Here is a 14636-nt window from a genome sequence, read left to right as displayed (position 1 = left end):
GCTTTTTATAAGTTGCTTAAGCTAAATAAAATTAAATTTTTACACCGTTGCGAGCGGCTTTATCTTTAATATAAGTAGACCAACCTTTAGCAAACTTACGCGTGCGAGGGTCATCCATAGCTTTAGTAATTGCAGCATATGCTTGCTTATACTTACCTTGGTAGTAATACGCTTCAGCTAAATCTGAATAAATTGTGCCTTTTTTGTCAGAGCCAAGCTCTAATGCTTTGTTCAAACGAACAACAGCAGCACTGAATTTCTCAGATTGTAAAAGTAATGAACCTGCTTTGCGGAAAAGCTCAGCGTCGTCATCAAATTTAGCAGCTTTTTCTAAGTCTTTAGAACGATGGTAGTTACTCGCAATCGCGCTAACATTCTGCTTAGTACGTTTAACTTTTTCACCTTTAACGGCCTTTTCAAGCGTTATTGCCGCTTTAAAAGGAATTTCGTTTAAAGAGTAAAAGTTAGATAAAACTTTATATTCAACTTCATTTTCAAAGTAACCATTCTTGTATGCAACTTCCATAGTTGCCAAGCCTTTAGAATAGTCTTCGGTTTGCAGGTAATATTTACCTAAGCTAACCCAAGCTTTTTTATCATCAGGCCATACACGAACAATCTCTTCACCAACCTTAACCATGTTTGCATAATCTTTAAGCTCAAAGTATGCACCAAGTTTTAATTGGTAAGGGCCTTTATTAGGCTCTTTTTGAAGTTTAATTGCTTTATCAGCTGGTTCAAAAACGTCACGGTATTGCTCTAACTGATAGTTAGCTTGAGCGATACGCGTGTAAACTGTTGGATCTTCTTCGCCTGTAAAGTCCATCCAAGCTACATAAGCTTTTTTGGCTTCTTGATACTTTTCAGTACCGGCATATAAATCACCTAACAACTTAAGCGTTTGTTCTTGGTCAGCAAAGTTTAAAACATCAGGCGCAACTGCTTGCTTAGCGTATTTGATCGCATCGGCATACTTTTCTTTTTGAGCGTACATGCTACCTAGGTAACGATTTACGGTCGCTTTATCAAAGTCATTCGAAGGTTCAATCTCTCTAAGCAAAGCAATAGCTTCATCAACTTTTTCTTCGTTGTACAAATCAAATGCTTTAATTACTTTTTTACCAGTACGCTCGCCCATGATTTTAGTTTTTGCTTTTTTACGCTCTTCAATCTTTGCGTAATCTGGCGCCGCTAAAACAGATGCACTAAAAGTTGCACCAGTCACAGACATAAGAATTGCAAGCGCAGTTACTTTAGAAAAATTTCTCATTACTCGCCTCCTTAGTTGCCTTGGTTAAGTTTAAAGTCTAATTGAACTTGTAAACCTGGTTGTTTCTGTGGTTTTCCGTCAATTATTTTAGGACGGTACTTCCACTTACGCAGTGCGCGTTTAGCTTCACGGTCAAAGATACGTTTTGGATCTGCGTCAATTACTTCAACGTCAGTCACACCACCTAACTCATCAATTGTGAATGAAAGTTGTACCCAACCTTCTTTGCCATCACGTGCTGCTTGTGTTGGATATTTTGGTTCAATACGAACGATAGGTGTCGCATCACCATCTCGTCCAAATGCACCTGGACCACTTAGCCCACCAGCTGAACTACCTACATCAATGCTACCCATGTTAAATGACATAGCACCAGGATTAGGGTTATTATTTTCCGGCTGTGGCGGCTGCGGTTTAGGCGGCTGCTTTGGCGGTGGCGGAGGAGGAGGCGGTACACGCTTCCTCTCCTGCACCTTAGATTCAGGCGGATTCGTCATTATTTCGACTATGATCTGCTCTTTTTGTTCCGTATTACGGTCAGCCCCACCAGAGATGAGGAATGCCATGAAGTAGAACAAGCCGAAAGTAACTGCCCCACCTGCAATCAGTGAAAACAGAAAACGAATCATTACTGATCTCCAGCTATTGAAATTCTCAGGTTATCACCCGTTGCTTTAATCTGGTCCATAACTTTAACCACTGTGCCATGTTTTGCTTCTTTATCAGCTTGCAAAATTACAACTTCAGTAGGTTGTTCTGCTAACAAACTTTCGATTTTTGCTGAAATACGTTCAACATCAACTTGCTGTTTATCAATCCAGATCTCGCCGTTACTACGAATAGCAATAAAAATGTTAGCATTTTTTTGCTTAGTAGCTTGAGCCGCTTTAGGTTTATTGACCTCGATACCAGCCTCTTTAACGAACGATGTAGTTACGATAAAGAAAATAAGCATGATAAATACGATGTCAAGCATTGGCGTCATATCAACCGCTGCTTCTTCTTCTTCACGAAAACGTTGTTTACGTGCCATATTTAATTCTCTCTCTAGTGATGAGGCATACTATCAATAAGTTTGGCTTTCACCATTTTAGCTTTTGTCTCAAGACGAGAGCTAAAAAATACTCCAGATAGTGCCGCAACCATTCCAGCCATAGTCGGGATTGTTGCCATTGAAATACCTGATGCCATTAATCGTGCGTTACCTGTGCCCTGGTTAGCCATGGTTTCAAACACTGAAATCATACCTGTAACAGTACCAAGTAAGCCGATTAAAGGACAAACAGCTACTAATGTCTTAATCAACAACATACGCTGATCTAATTTTTCAGACGCTTCAGAAATCCATGCTTCACGGATTCTGTGTGCGTACCAAGACGTAGTGTCTTGGCGGGCATCCCACTTTGCTACAATTTCTTTCGCTGTGCGAGGAAACTCTGCAAGTAGGAACCAATAGCGCTCAATCATTAAAACCCACATCAGAAAGAGTGCTATCGCGACCACGTATAAAACCTGGCCGCCTGTGCCAACAAAATCCCTGATAGATTCCCATATCTCCATCAGGACTAGCATTAGGCTTTCTCCTTCTCCGCGTGAGTAGCAACGATACCCGCGCTTTGCTCATCAAGGATGTGTAATACCGACTTACTACGACCAGCTACAAGAGCATGAAGTAGAATTAGTGGTAATGCAGCAATTAGACCTAGCGCTGTAGTTACAAGTGCTAGAGAGATGTTACCTGCCATGATCTTCGGATCACCCGTACCGAACAATGTGATTGTTTGGAACGTTAAGATCATACCGATTACTGTACCTAAAAGACCAAGTAACGGTGCGATTGCAGCAAGAATCTTAATGATATTGATACCAGCTTCAATACGTGGCGTTTCACGTAGAATCGCTTCATCAAGTTTAAGTTCAAGATTTTCAACATCTTGGTTCTTGTTATCATGGTACACTTTAAGAATACGACCCAGTGGGTTATTTGTATTCGGTGTAGCAACATTTTTAAGCTGGCTCTTAATCTTACCAGTAGTAAGTGTAAGGTCTACAAAACGAATTAGAGTAATTAGCATACCTAAGCCAAGTAAGGCTGTGATGATATAACCAACAATGCCACCTTGGTGGAAGTATTCCATAAGGGTCGCTTTTTGAGTGTTAATACGCAAGATAGCACCACGAGTCGGATCAATATAAACACCAGCGTAATTATCTGATGATGTATTTTCAAGAGCTGTGATACCGTCTAAAATATAACCATCTGGTTGTTTACCTAGAGGTTGAATAGACTTAGTTTCTGGCGAATAAATTAAGTAACCATCATCTGTAACTAAATTGAAGTTACCGATACGTGTTACTTTTTTCATTGACGGGTTTCCGTCAAGACCAGCAACTTCAGTTTCAAAAGTTGAAACTTTAGCTGACTCAGTCATTTCTGTTTGAAGTGAAATCCAAAGCTCTTCAAGCTCACGAACTGTTGGAAGTTCTTTAGCAGCTGCTAATGAACGTAATACTTCAGCACGGCCTGGTTTTTCAGCACTTACTAGTGAAGCTTCGATAGAGCCGATAGCGTCTTGAGCTGCACGACGTACAACACCAAACATTTCACCAAGTGTACCTTGAGCGTTTTGAAGAGCTTGCTCTTTTTCAGCCAAAGTATTTTCATTTTGTGCATATTGCTTAGCTAAGCTATCGCCACGTGCTTTTTCTGCAGCTAGTTGGCTTTTAGCTTTATTAAGTAAAGACTGCTTGTCAGCACGTTCTGATAAGAACTCTTGCTCACGTTGCTTATTGATTTTACCTTCAGAGATACGTTCTTGCTTTACTTGCTCAAGAATTTTATCTAAAGCACCAGTATTTGCGTGTGCATTAAGCGCGGTACCTGCAGAAACAGACAGTACTGCTGCAACAGCAAAACCTTTAAATAGTTTCTTCATTATTTAATTACTCCGCGCCAAAGATAGGTAGTTTAACAAGTTCTAATGTCGCTTGCTTACGCGCCATACGAATAACTTCTTTAACAGGTTTTAGGTATTCTTCACCTAATTCTTTCCACTGTTTAGTATTGTTATCCCAAACCCAAGCGTGTTTTAAGTCAAACGACTGTGCTACGTATGTGATACGGCCTAAACGACCGATATCAACGTTAATGTTCTTACCATCAACTTCTAAAGTACCTTGAGAAGCGTTTACAGCTGAACTATATGCAGTTTCTACTGTATATGCTTCTAGAACTTGGCGGAATTTCTCTGACGTCGTTACAGACGCAGAAGCCATAATATCGCGAAGTCTTTCAACACGTCCTAAACGAGTTTCAAGATTAAATGGAACGTCCGCTTTGATGAATTGCTCAAGCGTATCGATCATGCGATACATCAAAGGCACAACGTTTTGTTTTGTGTTATCAATCGTAGCGATTTGACGGTCAAACGATTCAATCGAAGCATTTTGGTCTGCGACCAAACGTGCTACATGATCGTTGTATACTTTCATAAGTTCAGTCTCATCAACAACGCTACGGTACTCAGCTATTAGCTCCTGAGTTTGACCATATACATTGTCAATTTTAGTTTGAGACTTAACTGCAGCCTTTTGAATTTGTTGACCTGCTTTTTGCACGTCATTCAAAGGATCTGCAATCACATTGCTGCTTGCAAATGCAAAAGCGCCAACCAACGCAGTTGCTACAAGACTCTTTCTGATTTTAACAGACATAGTTCCCAACCAATTAAGTAATGTTACTTTTATAATTTAATTATCCCCCGAAGGAAACAACCCTGATATCTTTTAATAGATATCAACCTTCCAATAATGCTAAATGCAATTAGCGCTGTCAACTTGATGTTTACTAATCTCAGTAAATAAATCACTAAGTTAAAGCTTAAACTAAAGTAGCCCCACCTCCCCATTAACATAATTGCAACCAATATCAACTTTGACACTTCAATTAAAGCCTTTCGATGGGCGTATTTATTCATATAACGCCGACATAAAAAAACATAAATGCAACATTTAACTAAAGCTGAATTCGCGCTGAAAAAAAAATAAAAAAAAGCAAACGCAATATAACAAAAGTTGTTTTTTAGACGATTTTGACGTATTTCACCTTGCTTTTAGCACTTCATCTGAAAAAACAAACAGTTTATCGCACAAAAAATCAGCTCCAACACCAATTCAGTTAACTAAGTGAACTGTTTTGAGGTAAGGAAATAGTATCAACAACAAGGTAAGAATCCTGTTATTTAGTTGTTCTGTATCAGAATTTTCAAGCCAATTAGCATCAGATTTAATTGATTAAATACTATTGCGGATTGATATAGCCGTTAGATGATAGTTTGTAAAAACTCATTTAATATTTACTTAACTTAAACAGGGTCTTTAATATCAAATATCAGCTGAGATTACAGTAATTTTTGAAGCCTATTACAATTAACTTTGATTTTAATTAGTTGCACGAACTTCTATTAGTTCTATAGGTAATTTTGGGAGCGGAAGATTGATAGCTAGATATTAAGAGGGATTATGGTGAAACAGAGACCTGCTTCACCACGTTGAACTAAGGTTCACATAATTTAATTATGCTACTTCTACGTTCTCAGCTTCAGGGCCTTTTTGACCTTGTTTGATGCTGAATGTCACTGCCTGACCTTCGCTAAGAGTGCGAAAACCAGAACCAGTGATTGCGCTGAAGTGTACAAACACATCAGGACCATTTTCTTGTTCAATGAAACCAAAGCCTTTAGCTTCGTTGAAAAACTTTACTTTACCAGTAACCGACATACTAAATTTTCCTGTAAGTCAATAATTAAAATTCAGCCATATTATTATGGCTATATCCTCCCTGAGTCAATGCCCAAAAATCTGGAGGTATAGTACAGGAAGAAGTAATAACCTAACCGGTAACCTTAAACGCAGCACAATATCCGTAAATTCAATACGCAAAAACTCAAAGCAAGGTAAGATTAACACAATAATTTTTTTTTGGCTCTATTAATTAGAAATTATTTAGCAAGAAATCTTTGTTTCTTTAAAATGATGTTAAATGGCTAATTCAAAAGTAAAAAGTCAGAAATATATTATGCTTATTACAAAGTCATCAATAAATAAAAAGCCGCAACATAATTTTTGCGGCTGAAAAGCTGTACTAACTATTATTTTATTTGCCAGTCAATCATATCCTCAGCTTTTATTGGTACAACTTCTGAATCACCTAATGCATAACTTGATGGTACTTGCCAAGGTTTTCTGACTAAGGTAATTGTGTCTGTATTACGTTCGAGGTTGTAAAAGTCTGGTCCATGATGACTCGCAAAACCTTCTAGTTTATCAAGCGCCCCGACTTCATCAAAAGCTTCAGCATAAAGTTCAATTGCGGCATGCGCGGTATAAGCACCAGCACAACCACATGCTGCTTCTTTTTTATCTTTATAATGTGGTGCAGAATCAGTTCCAATAAAGAATTTTTTATTACCACTTGTCGCAGCCCCTATTAGAGCTTGCTGATGAATATTACGCTTGAGTATTGGTAGACAATAGAAATGCGGGCGTATTCCACCTGCTAACATATGGTTACGGTTATAAAGTAAGTGGTGCGCTGTGATTGTTGCTGCTACATTAGATGATGCTTTTTCAACAAATTCAACAGCGTCTTTAGTAGTAATATGCTCAAGTACAATTTTTAGTTCAGGAAAGTCGCTAATAACATCACCTAAAATTGTTTCTAAAAAAACCTTCTCACGGTCAAAAATATCAATTGATGAATCAGTAACTTCACCGTGTATTAAAAGTAGCATACCTACTTCTTGCATTGCTTTAAAAACAGGGTAAATATTTTTTATTGATGTGACCCCTGAATCAGAATTAGTAGTAGCACCGGCAGGGTACAGTTTTGCGGCTACTATTTTGCCTGTTGCTTTTGCTTTTTTTATTTCATCCGGTGTTGTCTTATCAGTAAGGTAAAGTACCATTAAAGGCTCAAACTGCCCTTGCGGTTTTGCAGCCAAAATACGTTCTCGGTAAGAAAGTGCAGTATCCGTACAGGTTGCCGGTGGAACAAGATTCGGCATAATAATAGCCCGCCCCATGTAACGGCTAATGTCACGCACAGTATCTTTTAGTTGATCACCATCGCGTAAATGCACATGCCAATCATCTGGACGAGTGATAGTCAGAGTTGTTATAGAATTTGTATTATTTTTCATTACTTTGTTCCACGACTGAATTTATCTGATCATAGGCACATGGTGTTTTCGAGTAAAGATTTTATTAAAAAGAATCTATTTTATTAATGTTGCATATCGTTTTATTTTGTACAAATATTAGATATTAGGTTAACTTAGTTACGTGTATAAAAATAAAAAGAATAATATAAATTGCCAATACCTTACCAAACAGATGCTTCCAAAGCGCTCGAAATAAAAACAGATCAGTTGAGTATTATCAATCAATTTTCATCTAGCTTATTACAGCTTGATACTCTTGATGAACTATTTAAGTACGTTACAACACACGTTGTTAATCGTTTAGGTTTCGTTGATTGCGTAATTTATCTTGCTGATGAATCAGGTTCTATTTTAAACCAAGTTGCCTCAATGGGGATTGCCCATACGCGAGATAAATACCAAGCAGGGCGTAAAGTTATAAGCTTTAATGAAGGTATTACTGGTGCAGTGGCAACAACCGGCCAAGCTGTTATTATTAACGACGTAACAAAAGATAAGCGATATATTGCTGATGAACGTCCTGCTCAATCAGAATTGTGTGTACCACTTATATATAAAGAACACATTCTCGGCGTTATAGATTGCGAACACCACATAAAAAATTACTTTACTAATGCTCATCTTGAAATTCTTACCACAGTAGCTCATTTACTTAGCGCTAAAATAAATCAAGTTAATACTGTCAGTAGTTTACAAAAAACGGTTGAGAAACTTAATGATGCACATAAACTAGAAAATAGTTTATTGCAGATAGCAAACTTAACCTATAAAGCTAATGATTTAGACACATTTTTTGAATCCCTACACTTTATCATTAATAGTTTACTTAGGGCTGAAAATTTTTTTATTGGCCTTTATGATAAAAGTATAGATGTGCTTGATATTGTATATATTGTAGAAGAAGGTATTCAAACTAAAACACATCAAAAAATATCTAAAGAACAATTAAAAGATACCGCTTCATATTACTTACTGAAAACAGAGAAAACACTACTCCTTAACAAAAAAAGCTTTCAAAAACATATTGATGAAGGTAATTTTAAAATGGTTGGTAGGCAATCTGAGTCTTGGTTAGGAGTTCCATTTAAGACAAATGATAGTATAAGCGGTGTTATAGTAGTACAAAGCTATGATAAAGCATTGCATTACAACGAACATGACGGCGCTCTTCTAACTTATGTAAGTCGTCAAATCAGCATGGCAATAGATCGCCAGCTAGCGCGTCAAGAGCTTGAGCATAAAGCATTGCATGATGAACTTACTGGGCTTGCTAATCGCTCTTTACTAATAGAAAGAGCTAAGCATGCGATATTACGTTTATCCAGATCAAAAAAAGGGACGTGCCATGCCCTCCTATATTTAGATTTCGATCGCTTTAAAAGTATTAATGATTCGCTTGGTCATGAAGTAGGCGACCATTTTTTAATAAAGATATGTGAGCTAATAAAAAATACAGTAAGAAGCACCGATACATTTGCACGTTTAGGTGGGGATGAATTTGCTATTTTCATGGAAAATATCACGCATAAAAACCAAGTTAATGAAGCATTAAAACGAATGAAAAGTGTTCTTTCCAAACCATTAAATATTGATGGTCATTTACTCCAAGCATCAACTAGTATTGGTATAGCATACAGCAATAATATTAACGATAAAGCCTATATATTATTGCAACAAGCAGATGCTGCAATGTATGAAGCCAAATCCAGTGGGCGTGGACACGTTAAATTTTTTAATAACACAATGCGTAAAAAACTTAAAACACATGCAGATATTGAAAATGATTTACAACACGGCATTGAGCACAACGAATTTGAACTCTATTTTCAGCCTATTTTCACAATAGCTAAAAGTGAAATTGTTGGATTTGAAGCCTTAGTGCGCTGGCACCATCCTAAAAAAGGATTTGTTCCACCAAATGACTTTATACCGATTGCCGAGACTACAGGGCAAATTATAAACCTTGATTTACACCTTCTCGACTTAGCCGCACAACATATTTCAAACTGGCATAAATTAGGGCATCGTTTTTTAAAAATCACTGTCAATGTATCATCTCGCCACTTTGCAAGTCTCGACTTCGTAGCTCAAATTCATTCAATTTATAATAAGTACCAATTACCTCTAGGCTCTTTATGCTTAGAAATCACTGAATCCGGCTTAATAGAAAATTTAGAACTTGCAACACAAATTATAGAAGGCTTATCACCGTTGAAAGTCAGGTTATGTTTAGATGATTTTGGCACCGGCTATTCGGCACTTGGTTATTTACATCAATTGCCAATCCACGTTTTGAAAATCGATAAAAGCTTTATTGATCATCTACAAGATTCAACTAATCCATTGGTCGAAGCTATTTTGTCTCTTGCACAATCTTTAAAGCTTGCTGTAGTTGCAGAAGGAATAGAAACACAAGAACAATTAACAATTTTACAATCAACCGCATGCGATTATGGCCAAGGCTTTTTAAAGTCCAAGCCTGTAACTGCCAAAGAAGCAATATTGCTAATTAATAACCCCCTGTAAAAAGCCAGCGTTCAACTCTGGTCTTGCTTTTATCAAGACACTAATTTTAGTTTACTTAAACCATACTTTGAATGAGCGTGTTCTGATTTTCAGAACACACTCTAAAATTATTTTCCATGACGTCCTCCCCACTCAACTACGTAAATGATTAGATGAAAAATACCGCAATTAGAAAACCTCAAAAAACAACGTGAAGCAAACTCATCTAAAACTCAACAAATCAATTTTTTCTGACTCTAGTTATTAAATGATTTTAATAACTGGACGATTAATGGTAATAAACAAACAAGATTTAGCCATCTAGACGTTGAAACGTTTTTTATTTAGGCGTAGTATATAGTTAATCTGAGTTTAACTCACTTTTTACATGAGAATTTTTAAAGATGATTGGTATTAAACATTTAAAAACCATAGCAACCTTAAAAGAAACTGGATCTTTGGTTAATACAGCACGAGAGTTATTTTTAACGCAATCGGCTTTATCTCATCAAATCAAAGACTTAGAAAGCAAATTAGATTGCCAATTATTTGAACGAAAAACTCAACCTGTACGCTTTACCCCTCAAGGAATGTTATTACTTGAGTTAGCTCACGAAATACTGCCAAAAATGGAAGCGACTAAATGCCGATTGAAAGAAAGCTTAAATCAGCCTATTTCTCAACTGCGTTTAAGTGTCGAATGTCATGCATGTTTCCATTGGTTATTGCCTACTATTAAAGAATTTAATAACTTTTGGCCTGATATAAAAATTGATTATGAACGTGGATTTAGTTACGACGCTATTCCGGACTTACTAAATGATGAGCTCGATTTAGTTTTAACGTCTGACATACGCGAACCCGACACATTAGAATACGCGCACTTATTTGATTTTAAATTGAAGCTTATTGTGGCACCGGATCATGAACTTGCTAAAAAAGCCTATGTAACAGCGCTTGATTTAAAAAGCGAAACTATTATTTCATACCCTATCCCGCGTGAACGCCAGGATATATTTAAGCATTTCATTCAAAATGCTCGTTTTGACGGTACGTTAAAAACTGTCGACCAAGGACTACTTATTTTTCAACTAGTAAGTGCTGGAATGGGCGTTGCTGCTTTGCCTGATTGGCTGGTTACACCTTATGAAAGCCAAGGCTTAATTAAATCAATTCCCTTAGGCGCCCTTGGCCTTACTCGCCCTATGTATTTAGCGATGAAAAAAGACATGAAAGATAACCCTGTTTATCGCCACTTCTTAAATACTTGTAAGCTAAATAACGGTCGATAAATCGCAATCTAATGAGTAACATAAAGCAATACTCTTGTTTTTATGTTGCTTATTAAGTTTGTGATTAAAAAATGATTGGTGGTTTACTTATGCCACTACCTCTATTTGGTTTATTTGCGTGCCTAATGCTCCTACTCGCATTCAAAGGCCGCAAATCAGCTCTCTTCTTATCTACTTTAAGCTTAATTGTATTACTTGCATTAAGCACACCCTTTACCGCCAATTTAATTATCCAAAATAATGAACCTGCGTCGCTTGCATTTAATGCCCTAAAGCACCCTAGAATGGACAAAATAGTCGTACTGGGTTGCGATATAAACCCAAATTCGGCCTTAAGTTCAAATAATCAATTAGGTAATTGTGCACTAACGCGCTTAGTAGAAGGTGTAAAACTTGCCAAGTACTACCCTAATGTAGGGCTTATAGTTTCAGGCGGTGGTTATCAAAATACTACTAACAATGGGCTTATGTATCAAACGACAATTAATTAAGGCGTTAATAAGAGTCGTATTTTCCAAAACCCTAAAGCGATGGATACAAGTGAAGAAGCTAAGTTACTGGCAGCAAAATTAGTCGACTTTAAAGTTGCACTAGTAACATCTGTACTGCACATACCCCGTGCCAAAGACTTATTTAATGCCCAAGGTATTGAAGTCATAACTGCAGCCACAGATTATCATAATTTTGCAGCACTGCCGTGGAACAAACAGTTTATTCCCAATGCTCAAGCCTTACTTGTGGTTACGCAATACAGTCACGAAGTCGTAGGAAATATATGGATAAGTTTGCGCCGCTGGATAGATCCAGAGGCCTGTAAATTATATAACCCTAACCTGAACTCTAGACAATAAAACCTATTTCAACCAAAGCTCAGGTTAGCTAATAAATAGCCTAATTAAACTGGGTTATCTATGTCTATAAATGTCACATCAAAACCATGCTTTTGAGCAAGTAACTCACCTAGTGCTTTTACGCCATAGCGCTCAGTTGCATGATGCCCTGCGGCAAAAAAATCAATGTTTTGCTCACGAGAACTATGAATAGTTTGCTCCGATGCCTCACCCGTTAAATAAGCATCAATGCCTTGCTCTGCTGCTAAATCAATATATCCTTGCCCACCACCAGTACACAGTGCAATGGTTTCAATTTTAGCTGAGCGTACTAAGCTTGTGAGCGGGGTTCGATTAAGCACTTTTGCAATTTTATCTGCAAAATTTTCACCACTTAATGGTGTTTTCAAACGCCCTTTCATCGCTACGCTATTTGAAGTTGGCTCTAACCCTGTTTCAATTTCAATATCCAATAACTTTGCAAGTTGCGCGTTATTGCCAACTGCTGGATGAATATCGAGTGGTAAGTGATAGCCAAATAAATTAATATCGTGTGCTAATAACGCACCTATACGACGCTTTTTCATTCCCGTTATAGGTTGGGATTCCCCCTTCCAAAAAAAACCATGGTGAACCAAAATAGCATCTGCTTGTTGCTCAATAGCTGCATCTATTAATGCTTGACTCGCGGTTACACCGGTCACAATTTTTTTAATTTCGTTTTTACCTTCGACCTGTAAACCATTTGGGCAAAAATCTTTAATTAAATGAGGTTTTAAAATGTCATTTAGGAGTTGGTTAAATTCTCTACGTTGCATATAACTTACCTTACTTTGCACTGAATTTTGTACAAATTTTGGCGTTTATAGGGTTAAAATGGAAGGAAAATCGCAAAAAATTGAAAAACTGTTTTAAAATAGGTATAAATACGTCTTCTTTATCTGTGTTCACAACGTATAGGGTCTCTGATGAGCAAACTAGACAAAACAGAAGTGTTATCTGCCTTTGAATCAGCGTACGAAGCTGCCAATGGTAAAAAACCTGAAATCACAACTAAACCTGGCTGGTACAGCATCGATGGCGGTAAGAACTTACGCCTAGCTGATTTAGTAGAGCTGACTGAAGAATTAAGCTCTGGTAAAACGACACCAAAAGCGCCTGCTAAAAAAACTAAAACCAAAGCGGCTGCGCCTGTAAAAGCACAGAAAAAAGCCCCATTCACTGTTGTTACCGAAAATGAAGAAGGTTATACAGCGGAAGAGCTTTGGATTGTAATTTTAGCTCGTAAAGATCATGATTGTCGCTTACCACGCGGTGTTGTTTAATCAACATTTATGATTTTAAAAGAAACCGCGTTAAGCGGTTTTTTTATGCCTGCTATTTACCGAAAAAGCCAGTAACCATTTTGCAGCAAAGCCACAAATAACAATAAAAATTGTCCCGGTCAATACAGGCATAATCAAAAAGTCCCAACTCTGCCCTGATGCGATAATCAGAATAGGATTAGCACCCGCCGCCGGATGTACTGTTTTAGTGAGCATCATTAATGTAATTGCAATGCCAACGGCCAATGCAATTGATGTACTGCCATCGCCAACATAAGTTACAAAAACGATACCCACAAATGCAGTTAAAAGATGACCAAAAATCACATTTTTTGGCTGTGCTAATGGACTATTTGGAATACCAAATACAAGTACTGCTGTTGCACCAAAAGGTGCCATTAACCATATCCCATAATCACCCATATTGTTTAACCACGCTAGAAATCCAAGCACAAGCGCTGAAAAAACACCGGCAACACAAGCTAATTTGATATCACTCAAGTTCATTTCAATCTCTTACATCAAAAGTAGACCGACTTGTCTACATACACAGAGTAGACAAATCAGTCTACTTGTGTCAACCTTTGTTTTTGAGGGGACTAAATGACTAAACAAGAACATATTGTAAATACTGCACTTACTTTGTTTTACACCAAAGGCTTACATGCTGTTGGCATTAATGAAATTCTAGCAGAATCTAACGTGGCAAAAAAAACACTTTATAATCATTTTGCCAGTAAAGATGAGTTAATTTGCGCGTGCTTAGCCAAAAGAGATACACAATTTAATAGCTGGTTTGAAGAGGTCTGTAATAAACCACTTGCTATTGAAGTCGCTATTTCGCTATTTGCTGGGTTAAAACTATGGTTTGCCAACCAAGTCCCAAAGCTTGGGAATTTCAATGGCTGTTTTTTTATAAATGCTGCAGCAGAGTATCCTAATGCTCAACACCCTATAGCAAAGCAATGTATGCAACATAAACAAACCATATTAGACATCATTTTAACTGCATTACTTGCTACACCCGAACTCAAAAATAATAAAGTTAAAGCACTAGAAATTGCACATACCTTACTTACTATTAAAGAGGGATTAATATGTCAAGCACGCGTAATGCATAACCAATTTCTCGTTATGCCAAGTATTACCTTGCTAAAACACATAACACAAAGCTAAAAAAAAGCGGCTAATAG

The 14636-nt window shown here is 37.3% G+C and carries 14 protein-coding genes and 1 pseudogene; 5 read left to right on the top strand and 10 right to left on the bottom strand.

Features of this window, described 5'->3' with window-relative positions; all coding sequences use genetic code 11:
• Positions 1-31 precede the first annotated feature (31 nt).
• The 8 genes from V6260_RS00160 to pyrC form a co-directional block, all read right to left on the bottom strand.
• Entirely contained in the window at positions 32-1270 is a 1239-nt protein-coding gene (locus tag V6260_RS00160) for a tetratricopeptide repeat protein (RefSeq protein ID WP_341591929.1), read from the bottom strand.
• Between the two features lie 11 nt (positions 1271-1281).
• Positions 1282-1899, bottom strand: a complete 618-nt coding sequence (locus V6260_RS00155) for an energy transducer TonB (protein WP_007583869.1) — start codon at positions 1897-1899, stop codon at positions 1282-1284.
• Positions 1899-2303 (bottom strand): ExbD/TolR family protein, encoded by a 405-nt coding sequence (locus V6260_RS00150; RefSeq protein ID WP_341591928.1) that lies wholly within the window; start codon positions 2301-2303, stop codon positions 1899-1901. The genes V6260_RS00155 and V6260_RS00150 overlap by 1 nt, the downstream gene beginning before the upstream one ends.
• A 14-nt stretch (positions 2304-2317) precedes the next feature.
• A complete protein-coding gene (locus tag V6260_RS00145; RefSeq protein ID WP_002961709.1) occupies positions 2318-2842 on the bottom strand; it encodes a MotA/TolQ/ExbB proton channel family protein in 525 nt (174 codons plus the stop codon).
• The gene (locus tag V6260_RS00140; protein ID WP_341591927.1) at positions 2842-4206 is read right to left on the bottom strand and encodes a MotA/TolQ/ExbB proton channel family protein; all 1365 of its coding nucleotides are present in this window, start codon (positions 4204-4206) and stop codon (positions 2842-2844) included. The genes V6260_RS00145 and V6260_RS00140 overlap by 1 nt, the downstream gene beginning before the upstream one ends.
• 7 nt (positions 4207-4213) lie before the next feature.
• Positions 4214-4984, bottom strand: a complete 771-nt coding sequence (locus V6260_RS00135) for a DUF3450 domain-containing protein (RefSeq protein WP_341591926.1) — start codon at positions 4982-4984, stop codon at positions 4214-4216.
• Positions 4985-5845: 861 nt separating this feature from the next.
• On the bottom strand, positions 5846-6049 hold the full coding sequence (locus V6260_RS00130) for a cold-shock protein (protein ID WP_004588138.1): 204 nt from the start codon (positions 6047-6049) through the stop codon (positions 5846-5848).
• 371 nt (positions 6050-6420) lie between these two features.
• The gene (gene pyrC, locus V6260_RS00125; protein ID WP_341591925.1) at positions 6421-7470 is read right to left on the bottom strand and encodes a dihydroorotase; all 1050 of its coding nucleotides are present in this window, start codon (positions 7468-7470) and stop codon (positions 6421-6423) included.
• A 177-nt stretch (positions 7471-7647) separates the two neighbouring features.
• On the opposite strand from pyrC, the gene V6260_RS00120 reads away from it, so the two are divergent.
• The 3 genes and pseudogenes from V6260_RS00120 (at position 7648) to V6260_RS00110 (ending at position 12139) form a co-directional block, all read left to right on the top strand.
• The gene (locus V6260_RS00120; RefSeq protein ID WP_341592570.1) at positions 7648-10017 is read left to right on the top strand and encodes a sensor domain-containing phosphodiesterase; all 2370 of its coding nucleotides are present in this window, start codon (positions 7648-7650) and stop codon (positions 10015-10017) included.
• A 383-nt stretch (positions 10018-10400) separates the two neighbouring features.
• Positions 10401-11288, top strand: coding sequence for a LysR family transcriptional regulator (locus V6260_RS00115; RefSeq protein ID WP_341591924.1), 888 nt, complete (start codon positions 10401-10403; stop codon positions 11286-11288).
• Between the two features lie 42 nt (positions 11289-11330).
• Positions 11331-12139, top strand: a pseudogene (locus tag V6260_RS00110) (YdcF family protein).
• Between the two features lie 44 nt (positions 12140-12183).
• Here V6260_RS00110 and V6260_RS00105 read toward each other — a convergent pair.
• The gene (locus V6260_RS00105; protein ID WP_341591923.1) at positions 12184-12936 is read right to left on the bottom strand and encodes a Nif3-like dinuclear metal center hexameric protein; all 753 of its coding nucleotides are present in this window, start codon (positions 12934-12936) and stop codon (positions 12184-12186) included.
• 150 nt (positions 12937-13086) lie between these two features.
• Between V6260_RS00105 and V6260_RS00100 the strand changes: the two genes are divergently transcribed.
• Positions 13087-13443: a hypothetical protein gene (locus V6260_RS00100; protein WP_007375880.1), complete on the top strand. Its 357-nt coding sequence runs from the start codon at positions 13087-13089 to the stop codon at positions 13441-13443.
• A 30-nt stretch (positions 13444-13473) separates the two neighbouring features.
• Here V6260_RS00100 and V6260_RS00095 read toward each other — a convergent pair whose 3' ends face one another.
• Positions 13474-13950, bottom strand: a complete 477-nt coding sequence (locus V6260_RS00095) for an HPP family protein (RefSeq protein ID WP_341591922.1) — start codon at positions 13948-13950, stop codon at positions 13474-13476.
• Positions 13951-14046: 96 nt separating this feature from the next.
• Between V6260_RS00095 and V6260_RS00090 the strand changes: the two genes are divergently transcribed.
• Positions 14047-14619: a TetR/AcrR family transcriptional regulator gene (locus V6260_RS00090; protein WP_341591921.1), complete on the top strand. Its 573-nt coding sequence runs from the start codon at positions 14047-14049 to the stop codon at positions 14617-14619.
• The last annotated feature ends 17 nt before the right edge of the window (positions 14620-14636 follow it).

It is taken from the genome of Pseudoalteromonas aliena (assembly GCF_038155085.1).
Lineage (GTDB): Bacteria > Pseudomonadota > Gammaproteobacteria > Enterobacterales > Alteromonadaceae > Pseudoalteromonas > Pseudoalteromonas aliena_A.
Note: the sequence above shows the minus strand (reverse complement) of the source record. Positions and strands in the feature narration are given on the sequence as shown.

Bases quoted from the DNA above. Each gene is read 5' to 3' on its own strand.
- V6260_RS00160 (WP_341591929.1), bottom strand. From the start codon at position 1,270: ATGAGAAATTTTTCTAAAGTAACTGCGCTTGCAATTCTTATGTCTGTG.
- V6260_RS00155 (WP_007583869.1), bottom strand. From the start codon at position 1,899: ATGATTCGTTTTCTGTTTTCACTGATTGCAGGTGGGGCAGTTACTTTC.
- V6260_RS00150 (WP_341591928.1), bottom strand. From the start codon at position 2,303: ATGGCACGTAAACAACGTTTTCGTGAAGAAGAAGAAGCAGCGGTTGAT.
- V6260_RS00145 (WP_002961709.1), bottom strand. From the start codon at position 2,842: ATGCTAGTCCTGATGGAGATATGGGAATCTATCAGGGATTTTGTTGGC.
- V6260_RS00140 (WP_341591927.1), bottom strand. From the start codon at position 4,206: ATGAAGAAACTATTTAAAGGTTTTGCTGTTGCAGCAGTACTGTCTGTT.
- V6260_RS00135 (WP_341591926.1), bottom strand. From the start codon at position 4,984: ATGTCTGTTAAAATCAGAAAGAGTCTTGTAGCAACTGCGTTGGTTGGC.
- V6260_RS00130 (WP_004588138.1), bottom strand. From the start codon at position 6,049: ATGTCGGTTACTGGTAAAGTAAAGTTTTTCAACGAAGCTAAAGGCTTT.
- pyrC (WP_341591925.1), bottom strand. From the start codon at position 7,470: ATGAAAAATAATACAAATTCTATAACAACTCTGACTATCACTCGTCCA.
- V6260_RS00115 (WP_341591924.1), top strand. From the start codon at position 10,401: ATGATTGGTATTAAACATTTAAAAACCATAGCAACCTTAAAAGAAACT.
- V6260_RS00105 (WP_341591923.1), bottom strand. From the start codon at position 12,936: ATGCAACGTAGAGAATTTAACCAACTCCTAAATGACATTTTAAAACCT.
- V6260_RS00100 (WP_007375880.1), top strand. From the start codon at position 13,087: ATGAGCAAACTAGACAAAACAGAAGTGTTATCTGCCTTTGAATCAGCG.
- V6260_RS00095 (WP_341591922.1), bottom strand. From the start codon at position 13,950: ATGAACTTGAGTGATATCAAATTAGCTTGTGTTGCCGGTGTTTTTTCA.
- V6260_RS00090 (WP_341591921.1), top strand. From the start codon at position 14,047: ATGACTAAACAAGAACATATTGTAAATACTGCACTTACTTTGTTTTAC.